At 68.6% G+C, this 23,759-nt stretch carries 18 protein-coding genes and 2 tRNA genes; 10 read left to right on the forward strand and 10 right to left on the reverse strand.

The window, feature by feature from the left end; genetic code table 11:
* The first annotated feature begins 105 nt into the window (after positions 1-105).
* Positions 106-1,593, forward strand: a complete 1,488-nt coding sequence (locus AB5I40_RS39070) for a long-chain fatty acid--CoA ligase (RefSeq protein ID WP_370935179.1) — start codon at positions 106-108, stop codon at positions 1,591-1,593.
* Complete coding sequence (locus AB5I40_RS39075; RefSeq protein ID WP_370935180.1) at positions 1,590-3,281, forward strand: PHA/PHB synthase family protein; 1,692 nt, start codon at positions 1,590-1,592, stop codon at positions 3,279-3,281. The genes AB5I40_RS39070 and AB5I40_RS39075 overlap by 4 nt, the downstream gene beginning before the upstream one ends.
* 344 nt (positions 3,282-3,625) lie before the next feature.
* Here AB5I40_RS39075 and AB5I40_RS39080 read toward each other — a convergent pair whose 3' ends face one another.
* Complete coding sequence (locus AB5I40_RS39080; protein WP_370935181.1) at positions 3,626-3,976, reverse strand: hypothetical protein; 351 nt, start codon at positions 3,974-3,976, stop codon at positions 3,626-3,628.
* A gap of 124 nt (positions 3,977-4,100) precedes the next feature.
* Between AB5I40_RS39080 and AB5I40_RS39085 the strand changes: the two genes are divergently transcribed.
* Positions 4,101-4,250 carry a hypothetical protein gene (locus AB5I40_RS39085; protein ID WP_370935182.1) on the forward strand — a complete coding sequence of 50 codons (150 nt, stop codon included), beginning with the start codon at positions 4,101-4,103 and terminating at the stop codon, positions 4,248-4,250.
* A 183-nt stretch (positions 4,251-4,433) separates the two neighbouring features.
* Positions 4,434-5,156 carry an integrase core domain-containing protein gene (locus AB5I40_RS39090; protein ID WP_370940697.1) on the forward strand — a complete coding sequence of 241 codons (723 nt, stop codon included), beginning with the start codon at positions 4,434-4,436 and terminating at the stop codon, positions 5,154-5,156.
* A 163-nt stretch (positions 5,157-5,319) separates the two neighbouring features.
* Here AB5I40_RS39090 and AB5I40_RS39095 read toward each other — a convergent pair.
* The 3 genes from AB5I40_RS39095 to orn form a co-directional block, all read right to left on the reverse strand.
* Positions 5,320-5,392, reverse strand: a tRNA-Lys gene (locus AB5I40_RS39095).
* Positions 5,393-5,673: 281 nt separating this feature from the next.
* Positions 5,674-5,746, reverse strand: a tRNA-His gene (locus tag AB5I40_RS39100).
* 75 nt (positions 5,747-5,821) lie between these two features.
* On the reverse strand, positions 5,822-6,430 hold the full coding sequence (gene orn / locus AB5I40_RS39105) for an oligoribonuclease (RefSeq protein WP_344287297.1): 609 nt from the start codon (positions 6,428-6,430) through the stop codon (positions 5,822-5,824).
* Positions 6,431-6,548: 118 nt separating this feature from the next.
* On the opposite strand from orn, the gene AB5I40_RS39110 reads away from it, so the two are divergent.
* Together AB5I40_RS39110 and AB5I40_RS39115 are read left to right on the forward strand one after the other, a co-directional pair.
* Complete coding sequence (locus tag AB5I40_RS39110; RefSeq protein WP_370935183.1) at positions 6,549-8,081, forward strand: helicase HerA-like domain-containing protein; 1,533 nt, start codon at positions 6,549-6,551, stop codon at positions 8,079-8,081.
* A 73-nt stretch (positions 8,082-8,154) separates the two neighbouring features.
* Complete coding sequence (locus tag AB5I40_RS39115; RefSeq protein WP_370935184.1) at positions 8,155-8,541, forward strand: DUF3224 domain-containing protein; 387 nt, start codon at positions 8,155-8,157, stop codon at positions 8,539-8,541.
* Between the two features lie 117 nt (positions 8,542-8,658).
* Here AB5I40_RS39115 and AB5I40_RS39120 read toward each other — a convergent pair whose 3' ends face one another.
* From AB5I40_RS39120 to AB5I40_RS39135, 4 genes are all read right to left on the reverse strand, one after another.
* Positions 8,659-9,591: a S1C family serine protease gene (locus AB5I40_RS39120; RefSeq protein WP_370940698.1), complete on the reverse strand. Its 933-nt coding sequence runs from the start codon at positions 9,589-9,591 to the stop codon at positions 8,659-8,661.
* Positions 9,592-10,058: 467 nt separating this feature from the next.
* Positions 10,059-10,532: a histone H1-like repetitive region-containing protein gene (locus AB5I40_RS39125; RefSeq protein ID WP_370935185.1), complete on the reverse strand. Its 474-nt coding sequence runs from the start codon at positions 10,530-10,532 to the stop codon at positions 10,059-10,061.
* Positions 10,533-10,671: 139 nt separating this feature from the next.
* Entirely contained in the window at positions 10,672-11,994 is a 1,323-nt protein-coding gene (locus tag AB5I40_RS39130; protein WP_370935186.1) for a M20 family metallopeptidase, read from the reverse strand.
* Between the two features lie 37 nt (positions 11,995-12,031).
* Positions 12,032-12,793 carry a class I SAM-dependent methyltransferase gene (locus tag AB5I40_RS39135; protein ID WP_370935187.1) on the reverse strand — a complete coding sequence of 254 codons (762 nt, stop codon included), beginning with the start codon at positions 12,791-12,793 and terminating at the stop codon, positions 12,032-12,034.
* A 166-nt stretch (positions 12,794-12,959) separates the two neighbouring features.
* Between AB5I40_RS39135 and AB5I40_RS39140 the strand changes: the two genes are divergently transcribed.
* The 4 genes from AB5I40_RS39140 to AB5I40_RS39155 all read left to right on the forward strand — a co-directional run bounded on the left by AB5I40_RS39140 (position 12,960) and on the right by AB5I40_RS39155 (position 18,024).
* On the forward strand, positions 12,960-13,886 hold the full coding sequence (locus AB5I40_RS39140; RefSeq protein WP_370935188.1) for a DNA-3-methyladenine glycosylase: 927 nt from the start codon (positions 12,960-12,962) through the stop codon (positions 13,884-13,886).
* Positions 13,887-14,093: 207 nt separating this feature from the next.
* Positions 14,094-14,810 (forward strand): M50 family metallopeptidase, encoded by a 717-nt coding sequence (locus AB5I40_RS39145; protein WP_370935189.1) that lies wholly within the window; start codon positions 14,094-14,096, stop codon positions 14,808-14,810.
* Between the two features lie 842 nt (positions 14,811-15,652).
* The gene (locus tag AB5I40_RS39150; RefSeq protein WP_370935190.1) at positions 15,653-16,885 is read left to right on the forward strand and encodes an aldehyde dehydrogenase family protein; all 1,233 of its coding nucleotides are present in this window, start codon (positions 15,653-15,655) and stop codon (positions 16,883-16,885) included.
* Positions 16,886-16,917: 32 nt separating this feature from the next.
* Positions 16,918-18,024 (forward strand): dihydrofolate reductase family protein, encoded by a 1,107-nt coding sequence (locus AB5I40_RS39155; RefSeq protein ID WP_370940699.1) that lies wholly within the window; start codon positions 16,918-16,920, stop codon positions 18,022-18,024.
* Positions 18,025-18,101: 77 nt separating this feature from the next.
* Here the strand turns inward: AB5I40_RS39155 and AB5I40_RS39160 are convergent, their stop codons facing one another.
* On the reverse strand, positions 18,102-19,322 hold the full coding sequence (locus AB5I40_RS39160) for a chitinase (RefSeq protein ID WP_370935191.1): 1,221 nt from the start codon (positions 19,320-19,322) through the stop codon (positions 18,102-18,104).
* 806 nt (positions 19,323-20,128) lie between these two features.
* Positions 20,129-23,734, reverse strand: a complete 3,606-nt coding sequence (gene cobN, locus AB5I40_RS39165) for a cobaltochelatase subunit CobN (protein ID WP_370940700.1) — start codon at positions 23,732-23,734, stop codon at positions 20,129-20,131.
* Positions 23,735-23,759: the final 25 nt, after the last annotated feature.

Raw genomic sequence — 23,759 nt, forward strand, 5'->3', positions numbered from 1 at the left:
TGCCGACACATTTCCGGCGCGAAACGGGTGACCGCCCACCTCGGCCTCGGGCGGCAGGTTGCCGAGGATGGACGTCATGGCGGCATGCGGTCGGGTGGAGGCAGGATGACTAATCTCGCGAGCAATCTCAGCGATGCAGCGGCGCGGTTTCCGGATCGGCCTGCGATCCGGCTGGACAGCGCCGTGCTCAGCTTCGCCGACCTCGACGACTTGAGCGCGGCGGTGGCCGGTTGGCTGCGCGGCCATGGTGTTCGGCCCGGCGACCGCGTCGCGATCATGCTGCCCAACGTCCCGGCGTTCGCGGTCCTGTACTACGGCGCGCTGCGCGCAGGAGCGACTGTCGTGCCGATGAACCCGCTGCTGAAGTCTCGCGAGGTACGGCACTATCTCAGCGATTCCGGCGCGCGCATCATCTTTGCCTGGCAGGCTTTCGAGCCGGAGGCGTCCGCCGGCGCGGCTGCCGCGGACGCGACGGTCGTCGTTGTCGCCGACGACTCTCTGGCAGAGATCGCGTTGTGGCCCCGAACCGGAGACGTAGCGGTCAGTCGCGACGAGGACACCGCGGTCCTGCTCTACACCTCGGGCACCACCGGCACACCGAAGGGCGCGCAACTGACGCACGCGAACTTGCGGGCGAATGCGGCGGTCGCGGCGGCGCTGTTCGACGCTGGCACCGAGGACGTGATCATGGGCTGTCTGCCGTTGTTCCACGCCTTCGGCCAGACCTGCGCGCTCAACGTCGCGGTGCTCGCAGGAGCGAGCCTGACTTTGATTCCGCGGTTCGACGCGGCAGCCGCGCTGAAGGTCATCGAGCGGGACGCGGTGACGCTGTTCCAAGGCGTGCCCACGATGTACGTGGCGATGCTGCAGGCCGGCCGGGGCGTGGCGGACACCTCGACGCTGCGGCTGTGCGTGTCCGGCGGCGCGGCGTTGCCGGCCGAAGTGCTCAGCGGTTTCGCCGCGGAGTTCGGGGCGCAGATCCTCGAGGGCTACGGCCTGTCGGAGACCTCGCCGGTCGCGTCGTTCAACCGTGCCGGCAACGCGAAAGCCGGTTCGATCGGGCTCCCGGTCGACGGCGTCGAGATGCGGATCGTGGATCTGGACGGCAACGAAGTCGCGCCCGGCGAGGTCGGCGAGATCGCGATCAAGGGCCACAACGTCATGCGCGGCTACTGGAACCGGCCGGACGCGACTGCGGCAGCGATCCGGGACGGCTGGTTCCGCAGCGGCGATGTCGGCCGCCAGGACGAGGACGGGTTCTTCTTCATCGTGGACCGCAAGAAGGACCTCATCATCCGCGGCGGCTTCAATGTCTACCCGCGCGAGATCGAAGAAGTCCTCTACGAGCATCCCGCCGTGCTGGAGGCTGCGGTGATCGGGCTCCCGCATCCGACGCACGGCGAGGAGGTCGCCGCTGCGGTGGCGCTCAAACCGGGCGCTTCGGCGACTGCCGGCGAGTTGCGCGACTACGTGAAGGAACGGGTCGCGGCGTACAAGTATCCGCGACACGTGTGGCTGGTGGACGAGTTGCCCAAGGGGCCGACCGGGAAAATCCTCAAGCGGGAGATCCAGTCCCCGGACGGTGCGCGATGACGGGCGCGGGCTCGGACGAGGCACCGGACGCAGTCACGCCGCTGGACCAGGTGCTTGCCCAGGCATCGAGCGGAGCCGCCCGCCGGCTGCTTCCTGGTTCCGCGTCGCTGCGGTTCGCCGGAGCGCTGGCCCGGCGACCGCGGCTGGTTGCGACGCGTCTCGGCGCGCTGGCCGCCGAACTGGGCCGGATCGCGGTCGGCGGGTCGGACATCGCACCGGCTCGCGGGGACCGCCGGTTCTCGGACCCCGCGTGGACACAGAACCCGGTGCTGCGCAGGGTCGTGCAGGCATACCTCGCGACAGGCCGGACGGCGGAGGGGCTCGTCGAGGACGTGCCGATGGAGTGGTCCGACGCCGAGGAGCTGAAGTTCGCGGTGTCCAACCTGGTCGACGCGGCGTCGCCGAGCAACAATCCGTTGCTCAGCCCGGTGGCGTGGAAGGCCGCGATCGACTCCGGCGGCGCGAACCTCGTCACCGGGCCGCGCAACCTGATCCGCGACATGAGCAGTGCGCCTCGGGTGCCGTCCATGGTGGATCCCAAGGCGTACCAGGTCGGCGGCGACCTCGCCGTGACGCCCGGGGCGGTCGTGCTGCGGACTCCGATGCTGGAGGTGATCCAGTACCGGCCGCAAACCGAGACGGTGCACGAGGTGCCGTTGCTGATCATCCCGCCGACGATCAACAAGTACTACGTTCTCGACCTGGCGCCTGGCCGCAGCTTGATCGAGTACCTGGTGCAGCAAGGCCAACAGGTCTTCGTCATCTCCTGGCGAAACCCCGATGCCCGGCACAGCAAGTGGGGGATCGACGCCTACGCGCAGGGGATCCTCGACGCCTTCGACGCCGTCGACAAGATCACCGGCGTGGATTCGGCGCACGTCGTCGCCGCGTGTTCCGGCGGGCTGCTGGCCTGCCTGACCGCCGCGCACCGCGCCGCCGTCGGCCGGATCGACCGGCTGGCCAGCCTCAGCTTGCTCGTCACGATGATCGACCAGAGCAAAGCAGGAGTGACCTCGGCGGCGATGAACGAGGAAACCGCGGCGCAGGCCGTCGCCAAGTCCCGGCGCAAGGGCTACCTCGACGGCCGCAACCTCGCCGAGGTGTTCGCCTGGCTGCGACCCAACGACCTGATCTGGAACTACTGGATCAACAACTACCTGCAGGGCAAACAGCCGCCCAAGTTCGACATCCTCTACTGGAACGCCGACACCACGCGGATGGCGGCCAGCCTCCACCGCGACTTCGTCGACGCGGCCTTGCACAACAAGCTCGCCCGCCCCGGCGGCGTTTCCGTGCTCGGCACCGAGGCCGACCTCTCCTCGATCACTGTCGATTCCTACGTGGTCGCAGGCTCGGCAGATCACATCTGCCCCTGGGTCAACTGCTACCGCAGCGGCCAACTCCTCGGCGGCAAAGTCCGGTTCGTCTTGTCCACCAACGGACACATCGCCGCACTGGTCAACCCGCCGGGCAACCGGAAATCCAGCTACCAGGTCTCCGACGACAACCGGCTCGACGCGACCCAATGGCGGCAGACGGCACCGACCGAACAGGGCTCCTGGTGGCCGGACTATGCCGGCTGGCTCCGCGATCGCTCCGGTGCCGAGAAACCCGCACCGGCAGTGCTGGGAAACGCCGAGTACCGGCCGCTCGAAGAGGCACCGGGCAGTTACGTTCTCGACAAGTGAGAATGCCGGAGATCGAGCGGCGCACGATTGCTGGGCAGCGCTGCGCTTGAGAGTGTCCTGGTCGAGAACTCGGTCGCTAGCCTTGACCTGCTGTTTGTGCCGTTCGCTGATCGGTGGTCTGTGACTGTTCGGCTGTCGTACGGGATCTCAGTCCAGGTGTTGTCCTGGCTGACGCTGCTTGCCCGGAGCTCAGCCTCCAAGGACGCGGAGATACTCGGCGCTGCGCCACGAGGTCGCCGTTCCGAGCCGCACCAACCCTCGCCCGCGGCTGGACTGGGCCGATCGGGCGGTGCTCGCGGCCTTGGCCCGGCTCCTGCCGAAATCCCTGCGGGCCTGCCGCATGGTCACGCCGCAACATTGCTGTGATGGCATCGTCGGCTCGTGTCCAGGCAGTGGCGCCAACCGAAACCGCCGGGCCGCCCGCCGATCAGTGACGAGATCACGACGCTGATCGTGCGCCTGGCAATGGAGAACCGGACCTGGGGCGTGGTCCGCATCCAAGGCGAGCTGCGCCGGCTCGGACACCGCATCGCCGCCTCCACCATCCGCGGGATCCCGCGCAGCCACCGAATACCGCCACCCACCGGCCGCGGCGACACATGGCGCACGTTCCTGCGTGTCTTCTCGCGATCGCCTTCTTCCACATTGACACCGTCGTGCTCAAGCGCCTGTATGCAGCGTTCGTCATCGAGCATCGCACCCGACGGGTCCTGTGGGGGCTGGAAACGCTGTCATAGGTTCTGACCAGCTGATTCGTGGCGTGTGGGCGGGTGGTTGATGGGGTGACTGCCCGGTGGTCGATGATCATGAGTTGTGGTCATGAGGTTTCTGTATCTGCTGGTGGTGCGGGTGTTCGGGTGGCTGGTGCTGTGTGCGCGGTCCGCAGCCGTGAAGGATGTGGAGATCCTCGTGCTGCGTCATCAGTTGGCTGTGCTGCGGCGCCAGGTGACGCGGCCGCATCTGACCTGAGCTGATCGCGCTGTGCTGTCGGCGTTGGTGCGGCTGGTGCCGAGCTGGCGTCGGTTGACGCTGATCGTGTCGCCACGGACGATCTTGCGATGGCACGCCTCGTTAGTGCGGCGTCGGTGGACCTGTCGACGCCGACCAGGGCGCCCGGCGGTCGCGGCAGCGATCCGCCGGTTGGTGCTGGAGATGGCCCGGGACAACCCACGATGGGGTTACCGGCGAATCCACGGTGAACTCGTCGGGCTGGGGCACACAGTCGCGGCATCGACGGTATGGACGATCCTCAAGGGTGCAGGCTTGGACCCGGCACCGCGCCGAACGGGACCGACATGGAAGCAGTTCCTCACTACCCAGGCTAAGGGCATCCTGGCGGTCGATTTCGTCCACGTCGACACGGTGTTGCTGCGCCGGTTGTACGTGTTGTTCTTTGTTGAACACGACCGTCGTTGTGTCCATGGTGCAGGGGTGACCGCTCGTCCGACTGCGGAGTGGGTGGTTCGGCAGGTCCGGAATGTGCTGATGGAGCTTGATGGTCGCGTGGACGGTCTGCGGTTTCTGATCCGTGACCGCGACGCGAAGTTCACCACTGCGTTCGATGAGGTATTCGCGTCGGTTGGCATCGATGTCCTGCGCAGTCCTGTTGGGGCGCCGCGGGCGAACGCGATCGCTGAACGCTGGGTGGGCAGCGTTCGCCGCGAGTGTCTGGATCTGATGTTTATCGTCAACCGGGCTCATCTCGAGCAGGTCCTGGCCGAGTACGTCGATCACTTCAACCACCATCGACCTCATCGCTCCTTGGGCCAACGACCGCCCGAACGACAGGCTCCGGTCCGGATGCGTGAGGCCAGATCGGTACGTCGGCACGGTCGACTTGGCGGTCTGATCTACGAATATCAGCAGGTCGCATGATGTGACATAGTTTTCGGCACCCACAGGCGCTGCATCGGGCTCGCGCTCTCGGGCTCCCCTCGGGCTCGCAGGAGACTACAATGGACAGACAGCAGCCGGAAGACTCTCGCCCAGACAGCACAAATCCCCAGGTCGAAAACTTCTCGAACCTGGGGAGTGAGGGTGCGCCATCAGGGACTCGAACCCCGAACCCGCTGGTTAAGAGCCAGCTGCTCTGCCAATTGAGCTAATGGCGCTTGGTGCTTCCTGCCGCTGTGGTTTCCCTCGGCGACGTGGAAAAGATTAGCAGGGCGTTCAGACCCCGTTCCAGGGGGGTCCCCTTTTCGGCCCGCAGGGGCAACCGCCCTGGTCAGCCGCAGTGACCCACGGTGAACCCGGCGAGCGGGAGCCAGCGCGACGGCAGTTGGGCAGCGCAGAAGCCGCAGTGACCTGCGCGACACCCGCATAGCCACCGTACCCCGGAAATGACAAAACCCCGGCTTCTCCGAAAAAGATCTCGGTGAAGCCGGGGTGCAAGGGTGGCTAACGGGGCTCGAACCCGCGACCTCCTGGACCACAACCAGGTGCTCTACCAGCTGAGCTATAGCCACCATCTGGCAAAAAGATCTCGCGATCGCCTTGCTGGAAGCAATCCTAGCGGGTGCCCGCGAGCGCTTTTCAGGGGGTCACCCTCGGTGGCGTTCCAGCACTTCGGCGGCGGCGGCTTTGGCCTCGTCGCTCGTCGGGCCGGGCTGGGGGACGAAGGCGATCGCGCGGTAGTACTCGAGTTCGCCGACGGACTCCTTGATGTCCGCGAGCGCGCGGTGGGCCAGGCCTTTTTCCGGCTTGGCGTAGTAGATCCGCGGGTACCAGCGGCGTACGAGCTCCTTGACCGACGACACGTCGACCATCCGGTAGTGGAGGTGGCTGTCGAGCGCGGGCATGTCGCGGGCGATGAACCCGCGGTCGGTCGCGATCGAGTTGCCGGCGAGCGGCGCGCTGGCCGGGTCCGGCACCCATTCGCGGATGTACTCCAGCACGCGCTGCTCGGCCTCGGCCAGCGTGGTCGTCGAGGCGCGGACTTCTTCGGTGAGGCCGGACTTGGCGTGCATGTCGTGGACGACCTGCGGCATGCCGTCGAGCTCGGCGTCGTCGGCGTGGATGACGATGTCGACGCCCTCGCCCAGCACGTTCAGGTCGGCGTCGGTCACCAGCGCGGCTATTTCGATCAACGCGTCCTTGCCGAGGTCGAGCCCCGTCATCTCGCAGTCGATCCAGACAAGATGGTCGTTCACCCGCACCACCCTAACCCGACACGGGGATATCAGCGGCGTCACCTGGGCTTCCGGCGCGTTACGCTCGGTCAGCCAGTGCAACGAGGTGTGATTTCGGACTCGGAACGGGGTGCGGCCAGTGGCCGAGCAAGCGTCGGGACCAGCGGCGGAGATCGCGCAGGGATACGTAAGCGACGGGGCGGCCGTCGAACTGGGCGCGGTGGTGATCGACGGGAAGACGGAAGCGTCGGCCGCGGTCCGGTTGCCGCTGGCGACGCTGAACCGGCACGGCCTGGTCGCGGGCGCGACCGGCACCGGCAAGACCAAGACGCTCCAGCTGATCTCTGAGCAGCTGTCCGCGGCCGGGGTTCCGGTGGTGCTCGCCGACGTCAAGGGCGACCTGTCCGGGCTGTCCGCGCCCGGCGAGGCGAGCGACCGCACCGCGAAACGGTCCGCGGAACTGGGCGACGACTGGGCGCCGGCAGGCGGTCCGGTGCAGTTCCTGTCGCTCGGCACCAGCGGCACCGGGATTCCGGTGCGCGCGACGATCACCAGCTTCGGGCCGGTGCTGCTGTCGAAGGTGCTGGGGCTGAACGAGACGCAGGAATCGACGCTCGGCCTGATCTTCCACTGGGCCGACCAGCGCGGTCTCGCCTTGCTGGACACCAAGGACCTGCGGTCGGTCATCACGCATCTGACCAGCGACGAGGGCAAGGAAGACCTCAAGGGCATCGGCGGGGTGTCCGCGGCGACGGCGGGCGTCATCCTGCGCGCACTGTCCAATCTGGAGGCTCAGGGCGGCGAGGAGTTCTTCGGCGAGCCCGAGCTGGACGTCCACGACCTGATGCGCCAGCAGGACGGCAAGGGCGTCATCACCTTGCTGGAGCTGGACAATCTGCAGTCCAAACCGGCCCTGTTCTCGACCTTCCTGATGTGGCTGCTGGCCGAGCTGTTCGAGGAGTTGCCCGAGGAGGGCGACCTCGACCAGCCGAAGCTGGTGTTCTTCTTCGACGAGGCGCATCTGCTGTTCTCCGGTGCGTCGAAGGCGTTCCTGGAGCGGATCGAGCAGACGGTGAAGCTCATCCGGTCGAAGGGCGTCGGCGTGTTCTTCTGCACGCAGCTGCCGACAGACATCCCGAACAACGTGCTGTCCCAGCTCGGCGCGCGGGTGCAGCACGCGTTGCGCGCGTTCACGCCGGACGACCAGAAGGCGTTGGCGCGCACGGTGAAGACGTATCCGAAGTCGCCGCATTACGACCTTGAGACGGCGTTGACGTCGCTGGGGATCGGCGAGGCGATCGTCACCGTGCTGTCCGAACGCGGGGCGCCGACGCCGGTCGCGTGGACGCGGTTGCGTGCGCCGCGGTCGAAGATGGGGTCGATCGGGGCGGACGCGATCCGCGCGGCGGTCACGTCGTCGGAGCTGAACGCCAAGTACGGGGAGACGATCGACCGGGAGTCGGCGTACGAGAAGTTGACGGCGAAGGCCACGCCTGCCGAGCAGCCCGCTGCCGAACCTGAGGCGCCAGCCGCTCCGAAGCCGGAGAAGGAGGAGCCGGGGATGATCTCGCAGGTGTTGAGCAACCCCGCGGTGAAGTCGTTCATGCGCTCGGCGGCGAGTTCCCTCGGCCGGGAGTTCTCGCGCGGACTGTTCGGCAACCGGCGGCGCTGAGATACCTGACAGGAGATGGCAGGTATCCGCGGTTGACTGTGCCTGATCGAGTTTCCGGCAGAGGAGCAGCAGCATGACCAGTACCGCCGTCGCCGCGTTCGAACTGGACAAATGGGAGCCGCAGGCGCAGGACGAGGCCGGTGGCACGGCGTTCGCGCAGGTATTGATCGAGAAGACGTTCACCGGGGTGGTCGAGGGGACCAGCCGGGTCGAGATGCTGACGGCGTCGAACGAGACATCGCGCGCGTACGTCGCTTTCGAGCGCTTTACCGGCTCCGTCGACGGACGGAAGGGCAGTTTCGTTCTCCGGCACACGGCCGGGGACGAGGGTCTGTCGCTGACCCTGCTTCCCGGCTCGGGCACGGACGAGCTGGCAGGCATCTCCGGGTCGGCCGACATCGCGATCGACGACGCGGGCAAGCACACGTTCACGCTGGTCTACGAGCTGCCGGGCGCGTGAAGAAGCCGCTCTCTCCAGGTCCCGAATCCCCGGAGAGAGCGGCCAGGTTTCCTCACCGTCCCGAGTGAGGAACGAAGGCGGGCCGCCCCGACCGCGGTCCGCCTCCGGGGTCCCCGGTCAGCCGTTCCCGATCTGGTCGACGATCTTCTTGGCGTCGTTGACCGGGATCGCGAACCCGATCCCGACGCTGCCGGCCCCCGAGTTCGGGCTGTAAAGCGCGGAGTTGATGCCGATGACCCGGCCCTGGCTGTCGACGAGCGCGCCGCCGGAATTGCCCTGGTTGATCGAGGCGTCGGTCTGGATCGCGGTGTAGCTGGGGCCGGACGTGACGTTCGAGGTCTGCCTGCCGAAGGGCGAGTTCTGCTGATCGCCGCCGTCCCCGCCGCCGACGTCGGACAGCGGCCGGTTGAGCGCGCTGACGATGCCGGTGGTGACGGTGTTCTGCAGCCCTCCCGGCGACCCGATCGCGATGACCTGCTGCCCGACGGCGAGCTTGCTCGAATCGCCGAGCGTCGCCGCGGTGAGCCCGCTCGCGCCCTGCGCCTGCAGCACCGCGATGTCGCTCTTGGTGTCCGAGCCGACGACCTTGGCCTGGTATTTCTTGCCGTCCGATGTGGTGACCGCGACGGTTTGGGCCCCCTGCACGACGTGCGCGTTGGTGAGGATCCGGCCGTCAGCGGTGAGAATGACGCCCGACCCGATCGCCGTGCCCCGCCCGGTCGTGACGTTCACCTGAACAACACTGGGCACGACCTTCGCGGCGACGGTGCTGACGTCCCCTGAGCCGGTGGTGTTGCTGATGGTCTGCCCGGTAGCGGAGGACGACGCGGTGGTCGAGGACCCGCTGGAACCGCCGCTCAGTCCGACGATCGCCGCGCCCGCACCACCGCCGAGCAGCGCCGCGGCTAGCGCAGTGGCCCCGACGAGTGCGGCCATGCGTCCAGGTCGCTTCCGCGGATCAGCCAAAGCCGCGGGCGGTTGCGCGGGCTGCGGCATCGGCCCGTAGTGCGGGGTGCCGGGTTGGTGCTGTGCGGCGTGCTGGTTCGGCAGGGGAGCGGTGTTCGGCTCGGACCGTGAGGCAGCGTCCGGCTGGGATTGCTGGGCGCTGTTCTGCCCGACCGTTTGGGCAACACCCTGCCCGACCGGTTGGGCAACACTCGGCCGACTCGCCGGGACGCCGCCGGACGTCTGCGCGTTGCCCGGTGCCGGTTGCTGCGCGGGTCCCGCCACCGTTGGCTGCGCGCCATCGATCGCCGACGGCCTTTGCTGCGCGCCATGCTGCGGCACCGCCGGAACTTGCTGGGCGGCGTGCGGCATCTCCGCGTTGCCGTCGAACGGACTCGACCCGGCCCGGTACTGGCCGTACTGCTCACTGCGCTGGTGCGGCTGGCACCCACCGGGTGTAGCGGGGCCGGGCCGGCTCTCGTTCTCGGTCATGAACCCAGACTCGCGCCCGTGCTTATGAGCAGCCTGTGGAAAACCCTCAGGCTTTCCTGAGAAGAATCAGCTGAGAATTCTCAGCCGTTCTCAGCTGGCAGGCAGTGCATCCTCGTCCGTGCCGTGCCGTGCCGTGCCGTGCCGTGCCGTGCCGTGCCGTGCCGTGCCGTGCCGTGCCGTGCCGTGCCGTGCCGTGCCGTGCCGTGCCGTGCCGTGCCGTGCCGTGCCGTGCCGTGCCGTGCCGTGCCGTGCCGTGCCGTGCCGTGCCGTGCCGTGCCGTGCCGTGCCGTGCCGTGCCGTGCCGTGCCGTGCCGTGCCGTGCCGTGCCGTGCCGTGCCGTGCCGTGCCGTGCCGTGCCGTGCCGTGCCGTGCCGTGCCGTGCCGTGCCGTGCCGTGCCGTGCCGTGCCGTGCCGTGCCGTGCCGTGCCGTGCCGTGCCGTGCCGTGCCGTGCCGTGCCGTGCCGTGCCGTGCCGTGCCGTGCCGTGCCGTGCCGTGCCGTGCCGTGCCGTGCGCCGCCAAGAGCCCGAAATCGCTCGGTCCCCGCTACTGCCACGGCATCGGACCAGCCTGCGCGAACCTCCAGCCAAACCAGCGCGCAACTCCGGCCAAACCCGTCAAGCCGTCCGAAGCACCTCTTCCCCAGCCTCGCGGCCGATGGTCATCCCCGCTTTCTCCGTCTCTCCCACCACGAATCAGTCGAAGAAACGCGGTACGTCCAGCGCCCCTCCCGATGCCTCGAACTCGTCGTGCACGGCTTTGCGCAAGTCGGCGTCGGCGAGATAGTCGGCAGCTGTCAGAGCCAGGCCCAGCGCACCGTCGACGACCGCTTGATCACCCGTCGGCGATCCGGCGGCCTCGGCGAATTCCTTGGTGTGCAACGCGACCGTCGGACCGGACACAGCGATCATCGGATGCAGCGCCGGCATTCGGAACGACAAATTTCCGAGATCCGTGCTCCCGGTCAGGAACTCCGGCACGATGCCCGGCGGCAGCGGCTTCCGCCCGGTGCCCTCTTGATTGACCGTCCACCGCCCGGCCAGTGTGGTGTTGAACCGGATCGGCAGGTACGCCGGCTGCTCGTCCCAGTGCAATTCCACCCCGCAGCCCGTCATTTCTGCTGCGCCGTGGGCGATCGCAGTCATCCGGTTGGCCAGGTCGCGCAGCGTCTCCGGATTCGCCGACCGGAGGTAGAACAAAAGAGCCGCCCGGGCTGGAATCACGTTCGGCCGCGCGCCGCCATCGGTGAAGATGCCGTGCACTCGATCGCTCGACGGCAACTGTTGCCGCAGCGCGGACACTCCTTGATAGGCCGCCACCGCCGCGTCGAGCGCGTTGCGCCCCATGAACGGTTGCGCCGAAGCATGCGCGCCAACGCCGTGGAACACCATCTCCAGCTGTCGCCTGCCGAGGAACGGGTGCAGCGCGATGTCGTGGCTGAACGGATGCAGCATGATCACCGCGTCGACATCGTCGAAGATCCCGGCCCGCGCGAGCGTTTCCTTGCCGCCACCGCCTTCCTCCGCGGGAGTGCCGACCAGCGACACACGACCGCCGAGTCGTTCGGCCACTGCCGCCGCGCCGAGGAACCCGCCGGCTCCGGCAGTGCAAATAACGTTGTGCCCGCAGCCATGTCCCAATCCGGGCAGCGCGTCGTACTCGGACAGGACTGCGATGTGCGGTCCGTCGTTGTCCGGAGTTCCCGTGCGCAAGGCGGTATCCAGCCCGCCGAGCCCGACGGCGACTTCGTGCCCGTGCGCACGCAGCAACTCGGCGAGCGCGCCGACTGACCGGTGTTCGGCGAACCCTTCTTCCGGATGCGCGTGCAGATCCTGACTCAGCGCGACTAGTTCGTCAGCTCGGGACCGCACTGCTTCTTCAACCGCGGCACGGGTTTCCGCGTCGGCTCCGGTGTGGTCGGAGCCGAGCGGTTCGGCGGCGGCCACGGCGTCGGCGGTGGCTTCGATGAGGGAACGGAGGTGGCTGTCGTCGGGCGGGACAGGTGCGGCGTGGGTCATGCGGGGAATGCTATCTCCGAACCCCGACAAAAATGGATCACCGCACGTCGGACAGCCGACCGGAGACGAGTTGGGCGACTCCGAAGTACTGCTCGTGCACCTCGTCGAAGCCACGCGCGCGCAGGCTGGCCGCGATCTCCCCGCGGTCGAACATGCGTTGTCCGCTGACGATTCCTCCTGCGGTGTCGGCGATCCGGGCCACCTGGCAGTCGCGGCGAGCGCTCGTGAGCAGGACGATCCGGCCGCCGGGACGCAGAACTCGCGTGAACGAATCAAGCGCGCGTTCCGGCTCGGCGAACATGTGCAGGGCGGCGAAACAGCAAATTGCGTCCACAGTGGACGAAAGCAGCGGTGGCTCGACCGCGTCGGCGCGAAGGTAGGTCACGGCCGGGGAATCAGTTTCTTCGACCGCGCGCGAAAGCATGCTGCGTGCTCCGTCCAAACCGATCGCAAGCCCGTCCGGTCCCACTGCGTCGCCGAACGCGCGCGTGAACCGGCCAGTGCCGCACGCGACGTCGAGCACGACCTGACCTGGTTGCAGCGCGAGACGTTCGGCGGCCAGGGCGACCTCGTCGGCCATGCTCGGGCCGCTGGGGCCTTTGAGGACACGGCCGAGCACTGGCCGCCAATAGCGTTCGTAGACCTGCGGCAGCAGCGTGGTGCGCATGAGCCGCTGAGTGAGGCCGGTGGGCGGACCGGCTTGGGCAGCGTCGCCGAGTGTGTCGAGGAAGCCGTCGGCCGTGGTGGCCGGTTCGCTGAGCAGGTCGGTGAGCCGTTGCTGGGTGCTGTGGTGGGGCACGGGGGTCCTCTCGGTGGGGATACCGGCAGTATGCGGCATCAATGGCTCACTCGTTCGAGTGAAGATCGGCCCGATCAAGCGTTCGACGCCCGGCATTGTCGGTGCCTGTTCCTAACGTCGTCAGCACGGTCTCCGACCCGCGGAGGCCAGCGAGGAGGACTGTCTGATGACCGCACCGATCCTGCGTCCGATCGACCTGCCCACCGGTGAAATCGCCGTGCACGGGGCCTTCGACCTGAGTGCCGCGGCGCAGTGGCTCGCCGGGGCGGGTCCGGTCGGATCCTTCGCGGCGGAGCCGGGCGTGCTGCGGTTGGCGTTCCCGGTGGAGGGGACCTGGACCCACGCCGGGGTCGCGATCCGGCAGAGATCCCCGGGCACGGTCGAAGTCGGCGTGGCGGCGCCGGTGGAGATTGCCGCGCGGGTCGTCGCGCAGGTGAGCCGGATGCTCTCGCTCGACGTCGACGAATCCGGTTTCGCCGAGGTCGCGAGCCGCGACTCCGTGGTCCGGCGGTTGCAGGCCCGCCACAGCGGAGCGCGCCCGGTGCTGTATTCGTCGCCGTACGAAGCAGCCTGCTGGGCCGTGCTCACCCAAGGAATGCGTGCCCGGCAGGCGATGCGGTTCCGGGAACAGCTCGCGGTGCGACACGGTCGTAAGGTCGGCGAGGATGGGCCGTTTTCCTTTCCCGCACCGCAGATTCTGGCCGAGTTGGGCGACGAACCGTCGGTGGGACCGTTCCGGCTCGCGCGCCTTCGAGCTGTCGCCCGGGCGGCAGCTGATGGCCGCCTGGACGCTGAAGAGTTGCTGGCGCTGCCGATCCCCGACGCGATGACGCGGCTGTGCGCGATTCCGGGCATCGGAGCGTTCTCCGCCGAGCAGATCCTGCTGCACGGCGCGGGACATCCCGATCTCTTCCCGCGGCTGGACACCCAGCTTCACCAGATGCTGTGCGCGGAGTACGCGTTGCCTCCTGACACGCCGCCGGACGAACTCGAACCACTGGCTGATGACTGGCGTCCGTATCGGTCGTGGGTCGCGCATCTCTTCCGGCTCGATCGGCTGCGGACGTCGGAATCCGGGGAGGTGGCGGACTGAGCGGTTGCTGAAGTCGCGGATCGACAGGAGGGAGACGTTATGGAGTGAGCCGCCGCTCATACCGAATCGCGGCCGACGGTTGTTGCCTGGGCACTCACAGGGGTCAAATAGCGCCTGTGGTGAGGTGTCCGCGTGACTACGCCTGTACTCGCCGTCTCGACTGTGCTCAGTGCTCGATCGGGTACCGGGGAAATCTCTGGTGCGGCCATGGCAGCGGGCACTGGGACAGTCGGTGCGGCGCTGGAGCAGGCGAACACGCCCAGCGTCATCACGTTGGTCACCGGCGGTATCGCCTTGCTGGTGGTGCTCGCCGGCGGGACGCCGTGGCGGTTCGCCCGCAACGTCATCACGATCGTGCACGAGGCCGGCCACGCGCTGGCAGCGGTGACCGTCGGACGGCGGCTGCGGTCGATCCGGCTGCACTCGGACACCTCCGGGGTCACCGTGTCGCGCGGCAAGCCCGAAGGGCCAGGCATGGCATTCACGGCCTTGGCCGGGTACGTCGCGCCGTCGGTCTTGGGGCTGCTGTTCGCGAGCCTGGTCGGGGCTGACCTGATCACCGCGGTGCTCGTGCTGGTCGCGTTGTTGCTGCTCGGTGTGCTGATCATGGTGCGCAATGCCTATGGCGTGTTCACGGTGGTCGCGAGCGCCATCGTGCTCGGGCTCGTGGCTCTGGTCGCGCCGAAGGTCGTGCAGGCGCCGTTCGTGTATCTGCTGACGTGGTTCCTGCTGTTCGGCGGGGTCCGGCCGGTGGTGGAGCTTCAGCTCAAACGGCGACGTGGCCAGGCGCGGGACTCGGACGCCGATCAGCTGAGCCGGTTGACCGCCGTGCCCGCGGTGTTGTGGGTGCTGGTGTTCGGCGTGCTCACGGTGAGCTGCGTCATCGCGGGCGGGCTGTGGTTGCTGCAGCCGTTGGCGTTGTGATGCTGCCGCTGCGGTTCTGGGCTGTGGCGAGCTGACACGCGGGCTGGTTGGTCGGTCGCGTGGGGCGAGCTGATGCGCGGGTTGGTTGGTCGGTTGCGTGGGGCGAGCTGATGCGCGAGCTGGTTGCTCGGTTGCGTGAGGCGAGCTGGTTGCGCGGGGCGGGCTGGCAGGCAGGCTGGTTGCTCGGTTGCGTGGGGTGACTGCGTCGAGTCGCTGGGTTGTGGCGGACTGGTCGGTGGCGCGGCGGCGACGTCTGTGGGCGTCGAGTCGCTGCGGGGCCGGTGGTTGGGCTGTGCGTGCTGACGTCGTGAGTGCACGGCTGCGGTGGAGCGGCTGGCCGTGGGCTGGGACTGGCGCGGGAAGGCACCTGCTGAGTTGCGCGCGTTGACGCCGTGGGGCGCTGGGTTCGGCCGTGGTGCTGGGCACTGGTGACGCTGTGGGTGTCGTGAGTGCGGGGCTCTGCTGTGTGGCTCCTCCGGCAGTCGATGGGCTCGCGGTCGCGGCTTGTCTGCTGGCCTGGGTGTCCGTCTGAGGTCGCGGCGATTGGCGGGCTGACGGGTGGCGCGGCGGCGGTCGGCACGGCCGCGTGGCGGTGTGACGACGCGATCGTGGGCCCAAGCACCGGCCGGACACCAGCAGCGTCGGCGGCTGGCGTGGGTGCGTCCCGGCTCAGGCGGCAGACCGCGGGCATGGACGCAACGGTCGTGAGCGGCGGCGTTGTCGACCATGTCGTCCACCAGGAGACTGGTGCCGCGAGTGTCCCGAGGGCTGAGCCCGTCGTCTCCCCATGTGGGCGGTACGGCAGACTGGACGTCTGCTGAGCCGCCGGAGGGAGACAGGCGATGGACGAGGTCGCGAAGGCCGTCGAGGAGTGTGCGCGGGCGGCGAAGGCGGCTGCGCCGTCGTTGGCTGCCGCCGGGGACGAGGCGGTGGACGCGGCGCTCGTCGGGATGGCGGAGCGGCTCGTCGCGCACCGGGACGAGGTCCTTGAGGCCAACCGGGCCGACGTCGCCAAGGCTACGGCCGACGGCATGAGCGCCGGTCTGCTCGATCGGCTTACCATCACGCCCGAGCGGCTCGACGGGATGGCCGCGCAGCTGCGGTTGCTGGCTGGCGCGCCGCACCAGGAGCGGTCCGTTCCGGTGTCCACGTTGGACGGTGGGCTGCGGCTGGTCGAGCGGCGGCGTCCGGTGGGTGTCATCGGCGCGAACTACGAGGCGCGGCCGAACGTGACGGTCGATGTGGCGTCGCAACTGGTCAAGTCGCGTAACGGCGGCGTGCTGCGGACCGGGTCGGCGGCGCTGGGGTCGGCGCAGCGGTTGCGGGACGTCGTGATCGCGCCCGCGCTCGAGGCCGCCGGGATCAACCCGGACGTCGTGCAGTTGGTGCCGCGCGTCGAGCGGGAAGCGGCGTCGGCGCTGGTTCGGTTGCCTGGGCTCGTGCCGCTCGTCATCCTCCGCGGCAGTGGCGACAGCACGCGTGCGCTGGCGACTGAGGCCGCGGTGCACGGGGTGCGCACGTTGGCGCATGCCGACGGTGGCGGGGTGCTTTACGTCGACGCCGCTGCGGATGCGGGCAAGGTCCGTGACCTCGTGTTCTCGAGCCTCGACCGGCTCGGCGTCTGCAACCGGCTGAACCTGCTGCTGATCCACGAGGACGTGCACGACACGGTGTGGCCGCAGATCGAGTCGGCGCTGGCCGAGCGGGGCGTCACGCCTTCGCTCGCGCCGCACGAGCATCCGATCGGCTACGAGTGGGCGCTGGACTCCGAGCGGGAGGCGACCGTCACGGTGGAGAAGGTCGGCGGGCTCGTCGACGCGGTCGAGATCGCGAACGAGCGCACCTCGGGACTGGCCGCGGGGATCGCGACCGAGAACCCGGCGGCCGCGGAGCAGTTCTTCGACGGCTACACCGGCACCGGCGTGTTCTGGAACGCGCCGACCCGGCTGCTGGACGGCTTCAAGCTGCTCGCGGTGCCCGAAACCGGCATCAACCTCGACCGGGTGCCGGGTCCGCGCGGACCGGTGACCTACACCGACCTGTACGTCCGCCAGTACGCCGTGGTGCCTGCCTGACCTGGCCGGAGCACGATGAGCGGATGGGCACGATGACCGGACGGCCGCACGTCCTGCTGTCCGCGGCGCAATCGCTGGACGGCTACCTCGACGACGCCGGTAGCACGCGGCTGATCCTGTCCAACGAGGACGACTTCGCGGAGGTCGACCGGCTCCGTGCCGAGGCCGACGCCATCCTCGTCGGCGCGGGCACGGTGCGGGCCGACAACCCGCGGCTCCTCGTGCGCTCCGCCGAACTGCGGCGCGAGCGCGTAGCAGCAGGACTGTCCGAGCAACCGGTCAAAGTGACGGTCACCAGCAGCGGCAAGCTGGATCCGACGTCGCGGTTCTTCACCGTCGGCGACACCGAGAAGCTCGTCTATGCGCCGCGAGGCAGCGCGGACAGTCTGAGCGCGGTCGCGACTGTCGTGGATGTCGGCAGTCCGCCGCAGCTCGGGCGCGTCCTGGACGACCTCGGCGCGCGGGGGATCCGGACGCTGCTCGTCGAGGGCGGCGGGGCGGTCCACACGCAGTTCCTCGACGCCGGGCTCGCCGACGAACTCCGGCTCGCGGTCGCGCCGATCATGGTCGGCGACCCGCGTGCGCCGCGGTTTCTCGGGCCGGGAGCGTTCCCGCGACCGTTGGAGCTGACCGAAGTGCGGCGGCTCGGGGACGTCGCGGTGCTGCGGTATCGCGCCGCGGCTGAACCGTCGTCGCTCGATCTGCTGCGGTTGCGCCAGGCCATCGACCTTGCCGACGAGTGCCCGCCGAGTTCGACGTTTCGGGTCGGCGCGGTCGTCGGGCTGCCGGACGGGACGGTGCTCGCCACCGGGCATTCGGGCGAGGGCGATCCGCACAACCACGCGGAAGAGTCCGCGCTGGCGAAGCTCGATCCGCACGACCCGCGGCTCGCCGACGCGACCATGTACAGCTCGCTCGAACCGTGCAGCGATCGTGCGTCCCATCCGAAAAGCTGCACGCAGTTGATCCTCGAAACGGCCATTCCGCGCGTAGTGATGGCTTGGCGGGAACCGTCGTTGTTCGTTGAGGCCGAAGGGGTCGAGCGGCTCGTCGCGGCTGGACGGCGGGTGATCGAGGTGCCGGCGCTGGCCTCGGAGGTTCGCCGGGCGAATACGCACCTTCCCGGCGTTCGTCCCTGATTTCTCAATACAATTGACGGATCGGGCGCTGCGGCACGGAATCCGCGTCGCAGCGCCCGATCGGGAAAACTAACCGGTCAGCAGCCTCCGTTGTCAGTCCAGACGCCCCACTGGCCAGTCGTGCCGGGTTCCTCACCCTGGGTCCACCATTTCGCGGTCCATTTGTGGCCGTTGTGCGCGACCACGGTGCCGCCGGTGTAGACCTGCGTTTTCTGCCATTCCGGTGCCGAACAGGTGCCCGGGGGATTGCTGGTCGGACTGGTCGGGCTCGTCGGCGGAGTGGTCTGCGGCGGGGTCGCGCCGGCGAACCGGGTGGTGAATTTCGTGAAGTCCCAGTCGTTTTGCTGGACGTTCGAGCACACGCTGTTGTCGGTCGTCGTCGTGCACTGCCGGTCGCGGTTCACTGCCCAGAAAGTGAACCGGCCGAGATGGTGGCTCGTCGCGTAGTCGTACACGGTCTGGAAATCGGAAACGTTGAAGTATTCCGACGAGTCGGATTTCCCGTTCATTCCCGAGAAACCTTCGTGCGAATACGCGGTGTCGCTGTCCCAGCCGAGGTGGCTTTGGAGCAGGCCGTGGAACGCTTCCAGTGCCGAGACCTGCGAAGCGCCGCCGCCGGTGAAGCCGCCGTCGAACGGCATGATCGAGAAGTCGTTGGGGGCGAAGCCGATCGACTTCGCCTGGTCCAGCAACTGGGTGCCGAACCAGCCGGTGCCCGCGGCGGTTCCCGGCATGGTCACCGAGACGAACAGCCCGGGGTTGTCCGCCTGCAGCTTCTTCGCGGCGCCGAGTTCGTTCGCGATGGCAGCGGTGTCTTCGTACTCGGGTTCTTCGAGGTCGAAGTCGATCGCCTTCAGGTTGTATTTCGCCACGACCTGCTGGTAGGCGGCGGCGGTCGCGTCGACAGTGCCGCAGGTCTGGCCCAGCTTCGTGCCGCCGTAGCCGCCGACCGAAACCGACACGTCGCCGCCGTTGCCGCGGATGCGGTTGATCGCGTCGCCGACGGTCGTGTCCGAGGAAACCGGCGTGGTGCCGTCCCAGGTGGGACTGCATCCGCCGCCCTTGGGCGCGAGGATGAAGGCCAGCTGGAACGCTTTCTGCCCGGTCGCGTTCATGACGGTCACCGGGTCGGGCGGGTTGTTGCTCTGCGGCATGAGGTACGGCGCGGCGGCGTACCAATTGTTGTCGAGGCCGGTCGACGTCCCGGTCTGCGCGTGGGCGGTCGCGGCCACGACGGCAGCTGCTCCGGCCACGGTAGCGGCGGCGACGAGTGTGGCGGCCAGTCTGCTTCGCTGCATCTGTCCTCCGGCGAACATGCGGAAAATTGATGCGGTAAGCATTGGACTAGACCATTATGAAGTCAAGGTGCGGTCGGCTGCTCTTGTCCGGCGGGGGACGGGTTCGGGGCGTATGCCGGAATTCGGTGGGAGCGGGTTCACCCTTGTGGCGCAACGGTTCCGCGCAAAGGGACGCGGACCGCGGGGGCGAGTGGTCCGCTGGGGGAAGGGGAGACGGTGACGGTGCGGTTGGACTGGACGGGTGCCGCCAGGAGGCGCGCCGCGAGAACTGCGGTGGTCGGGCGGCGGGGAAAGCTCGGACGGCTCGGTGCGTGGTGGCGGGAGCAGTGGTGGTGGCGTGGCTGGGCTGGGCGGGCTTGGCGATAGGGCTCACGCTGCGGGTGGATGCGGGGGCGGGCGCTGGAGGGGCGGCGTGCGTGGTTGAGGTAAGCCGCGCAGCAGGGTGAGAGCTCGCACGCGGAGCGTGCGGCTGATCGGCATGGGAGTTCGCGTGGCAGCGGTGACAGCGGCTGATCGGCGGTCATGGGCGGTGACGGCGGTTGATCGGCGGAGAGGGTGCCCGGGTATCGGAAATCGGTGGAGCGTCTGGCCTGGTGAGTCCTTCGAGAAGGCGCGGGCAAGCTCGGCGCGGGCGCGGTTCGGCCAGATGAGCTGGGACAGCGCGTGAGACCGTCGGTTGCGGCGGGACGGCGGGTAGGGGCCCGTGAATGGAATCGCCGCGAAGGGGAGCAGCACGCCAGCGGTAAGTTCGCCGGGTGGCCTCAGCTGGCCGAATCCGAACCAGCCGAGGCCACCCGCGACGAGGCTCAGTCGTTCTCCAGATCGCCTTCCAGCGTCAGGTAAACCTCACGCATCTCGGCCAGCAACTCCGGATCCGGCTCTTCCCATAGCCCTCGGTCCGCGGCTTCCGTCAAGCGTTCGATGATTCCCCGCAGAGCCCACGGGTTCGCGTCGCGCAGGAACTGCTGGTTTTCCTCATCCAAGACATACGACTGCGACAACTTCTCGTACATCCAGTCGCCGACCACACCAGCGGTCGCGTCGAAGCCGAACAGGTAGTCCACCGTGGCCGCGAGTTCGAAAGCGCCCTTGTAGCCGTGGCGGCGCATGGCGGACAGCCAGCGCGGGTTCACCACTCGGGCGCGGAAGACGCGGGCCGTTTCTTCGCCCAGGGTTCGAGTACGGACGGCATCTGGCGTGGTGGAATCGCCGACGTACGAGGCGGGGGCGGAGCCGGTCAGGGCGCGGACGGTGGCGATCATTCCGCCGTGGTACTGGAAATAGTCGTCCGAGTCTGCGATGTCGTGTTCGCGGGTGTCGGTGTTTTTCGCGGCTACGACGATGCGTTTGTACGACGTTTCCATGTCGGAGCGAGCGGGGCGGCCGTCCAAATCCCTGCCGTAGGCGAAGCCGCCCCAGACTGCGTAGACCTCGGCCAAATCCTTGTCGTCGCGCCAGTTTCCGGAGTCCATCAACGGGAGCAGGCCGGCTCCGTATGCGCCTGGTTTTGAGCCGAAGATTCGGGTGGTGGCTCGGCGGTCGTCACCATGCGCGGCCAGGTCCGCGGCTACGTGGGCGCGGACGTAGTTGGAGGATTCCGGTTCGTCCAGTGAAGCGGCTAGGCGGACGGCGTCGTCCAGGAGGGTGATGACGTGCGGGAAAGCGTCGCGGAAGAAGCCGCTGATGCGGACCGTCACGTCGATCCTCGGGCGGCCCAGTTCGGACAGCGGGACTGGCTCGATGCCGGTTACGCGGCGGGACGCCTCGTCCCAGACCGGCTGGATTCCCAGTAATGCCAGGACTTCGGCGGCGTCGTCACCGGAGGTGCGCATGGCGGAGGTGCCCCAGACCGACAGGCCGACGGACCGGGGCCAGTCGCCGGTGTCTTCGCGGTAGCGGCGGAGCAGGGAGTCCGCCAAGGCCTGGCCGGTTTCCCAGGCCAGACGGCTGGGGATGGCTTTCGGGTCGACGGTGTAGAAGTTCCGGCCGGTCGGCAGGACGTTCACCAAGCCGCGCAAGGGGGAACCGCTGGGGCCGGCGGGGATGTAGCCGCCGTCCAGGGCATGCAGGACCGCGTCTACTTCGGACGAGGTGCCCGCCAGGCGGGGGACGATTTCGGTGGCGGCGAAGGTCAGGACGCGGCCGACTTCGGCATCGAAAGTGCCCAGGACTTCGCTCACCACTGAAGAGACCGAAGAAGGGGACCACGCGTTGGTCTCCATCAAAGAAACCAAGGTGTGCGCGGTGGTTTCGATGGCGTCCACTTCGGACAGTGGGGCGTCCGAGTTTTCCTTCAGGCCAAGGGCGGAACGGAGGCCGGGGACGGCGCCTTGTTTGCCGCCCCACATTTGCTGGGCTCGGAGCATCGCGAGGACCAGGTTGACGCGGGCCTCGCCGACCGGGGCCTCGCCCAGGATGTGCAGGCCGTCGCGGATTTGGGCGTCCTTGACCTCGCACAGCCAGCCGTCGATGTGCAGCAGGAAGTCGTCGAACTCCGCGTCGTGCGGGCGTTCGTCGACGCCGAGGTCGTGGTCGAGTTTCGCGGCCTGGATGAGAGTCCAGATCTGGGCGCGGATCGCCGGGAGCTTCGCCGGGTCCATCGCGGCGATGTTGGCGTGCTCGTCCAGCAACTGCTCCAGGCGGGCCAGGTCGCCATACGATTCCGCGCGGGCCATGGGCGGGACCAGGTGGTCCACGATGGTCGCGTGCGCGCGGCGTTTCGCTTGCGCGCCTTCGCCGGGGTCGTTGATCAGGAACGGGTACACCAACGGCAGATTGCCTAGGACCGCGTCGGGTGCGCAGGCGGCGGAGAGGCCTGCGGTCTTGCCGGGCAGCCATTCCAGTGAACCGTGTTTGCCGAGGTGGACGACGGCGTGCGCGCCGAATTCCTCTTCCAGCCAGCGGTAGGCGGCGAGGTAGTGGTGGCTCGGCGGCAGGTCCGGGTTGTGGTAGATCGCGACCGGGTTTTCGCCGAACCCGCGGGGCGGCTGGATCATCAGGATGACGTTGCCGGACTGCAGCGACGCCAGGACGATGTCCCCCTCGGGGTTTGCCGACGTGTCGACATACAGCGAACCCGGTGGGGGGCCCCAGTGTTCTTCCATCGCTTCCCGCAACTCGACCGGCAAGGCGGCGAACCACGAGCGGTAGCGGGCGGCGGGGACGCGGATCGGGTTGCCGGACAGCTGTTCTTCGGTGAGCCACTCAGGGTCTTGGCCGCCCGCGGCGATCAGGGCGTGGATCAAGGCGTCGCCGTCCGGCTGGTCGGTGCCGGTCGGGTCGACGCCGGGGAAAGCGTCCGTGCCGAGGTCGTAGCCGCGTTCGCGCATGAGGCGCAGGAGTTTGATCGCCGAAGCAGGAGTATCGAGGCCGACTGCGTTGCCGACGCGCGAGTGCTTCGTGGGGTACGCGGACAGCATCAGGGCGATCCGGCGGGAAGCAGGCGGGGTGTGGCGGAGCCGGGCGTGCGCGAGAGCGATGCGGGCGACGCGGGAGGCGCGTTCGGCGTCGGCGATGTAGCGGGGGAGGCCGTCGTCGTCGAATTCCTTGAAGGAGAACGGGACGGTGATGATCCGGCCGTCGAATTCCGGTACCGCCATCTGGTTGCCCGCGTCGAGCGGCGACAGGCCGTCGTCGCTGGCGGACCAGGTTTCGCGGTCGCTGGTCAGGCACAACGCCTGCAGCACCGGCACGTCCAGCGCGGCCATTTCCGCGACGTCCCACGATTCGTCGTCCCCGCCGGCTCCGGCTTCCGACGGACGGGTGCCGCCCGCCGCGAGCACAGTGACCAGCAGGGCGTCGACCTTGCCGAGCTCAGCCATCATCTCCGGCGCGCGCGTGCGCAGGGACGCGGTGTGGATCGGCAACGCCCGGCCGCCCGCGGACTCGACCGCGTCGGCCAATGCGTGCACGAAACCGGTGTTTCCGGACAGGTGGTGCGCGCGGTAGTAGAGGATCCCGATGACCGGGCCTTCCCCCGCCGGAGCCGGCCGCGAAAGCACGCCCCACGACGGGAGTTCGGCGGGCGGTTCGAAGCCTTCGCCGGTCAGCAGCAGGGTGTCGGACAGGAAGCGGTGCAGCTGCGTGAGGTTCTCCGGACCGCCCTGCGCGAGGTACAGATGCGCTTGGGCGGCGATCCCGGCCGGAGTCGTGGAGAGCTTCATCAGCTCCGCGTCCGGCGTCTGCTCGCCGCCCAGCACGACCACGTGCGCACCGGACGCGCGCAGCGTGTCCAGGCCTTCTTGCCAGGTCCGCGGCGTGCCGAGAATCCGGACGACGACGATCGAGCAGCCCTCGAGCAGCCCGGGCAGCTCACCGAGCGGAAGCCGGGACGGGTTGCCGAGCCGGTAGTCCGCGCCGCTGGCCCGGGCGCTGAGCAGGTCGGTGTCCGAAGTGGACAGCAGCAGGATCACGGCGTTCCTCACTCGGGGTGTCCGC

The organism is Amycolatopsis sp. cg13 (assembly GCF_041346965.1).
GTDB lineage: Bacteria > Actinomycetota > Actinomycetes > Mycobacteriales > Pseudonocardiaceae > Amycolatopsis.

Coding starts and splice junctions, on each gene's coding strand:
- AB5I40_RS39150 (WP_370935190.1), top strand. CDS start 15,653: ATGGACGAGGTCGCGAAGGCCGTCGAGGAGTGTGCGCGGGCGGCGAAG.
- AB5I40_RS39155 (WP_370940699.1), top strand. CDS start 16,918: ATGACCGGACGGCCGCACGTCCTGCTGTCCGCGGCGCAATCGCTGGAC.
- AB5I40_RS39090 (WP_370940697.1), top strand. CDS start 4,434: ATGGCCCGGGACAACCCACGATGGGGTTACCGGCGAATCCACGGTGAA.
- AB5I40_RS39070 (WP_370935179.1), top strand. CDS start 106: ATGACTAATCTCGCGAGCAATCTCAGCGATGCAGCGGCGCGGTTTCCG.
- AB5I40_RS39075 (WP_370935180.1), top strand. CDS start 1,590: ATGACGGGCGCGGGCTCGGACGAGGCACCGGACGCAGTCACGCCGCTG.
- AB5I40_RS39080 (WP_370935181.1), bottom strand. CDS start 3,976: ATGCTCGATGACGAACGCTGCATACAGGCGCTTGAGCACGACGGTGTC.
- AB5I40_RS39145 (WP_370935189.1), top strand. CDS start 14,094: ATGGCAGCGGGCACTGGGACAGTCGGTGCGGCGCTGGAGCAGGCGAAC.
- AB5I40_RS39085 (WP_370935182.1), top strand. CDS start 4,101: ATGAGGTTTCTGTATCTGCTGGTGGTGCGGGTGTTCGGGTGGCTGGTG.
- AB5I40_RS39160 (WP_370935191.1), bottom strand. CDS start 19,322: ATGCAGCGAAGCAGACTGGCCGCCACACTCGTCGCCGCCGCTACCGTG.
- AB5I40_RS39140 (WP_370935188.1), top strand. CDS start 12,960: ATGACCGCACCGATCCTGCGTCCGATCGACCTGCCCACCGGTGAAATC.
- AB5I40_RS39115 (WP_370935184.1), top strand. CDS start 8,155: ATGACCAGTACCGCCGTCGCCGCGTTCGAACTGGACAAATGGGAGCCG.
- AB5I40_RS39130 (WP_370935186.1), bottom strand. CDS start 11,994: ATGACCCACGCCGCACCTGTCCCGCCCGACGACAGCCACCTCCGTTCC.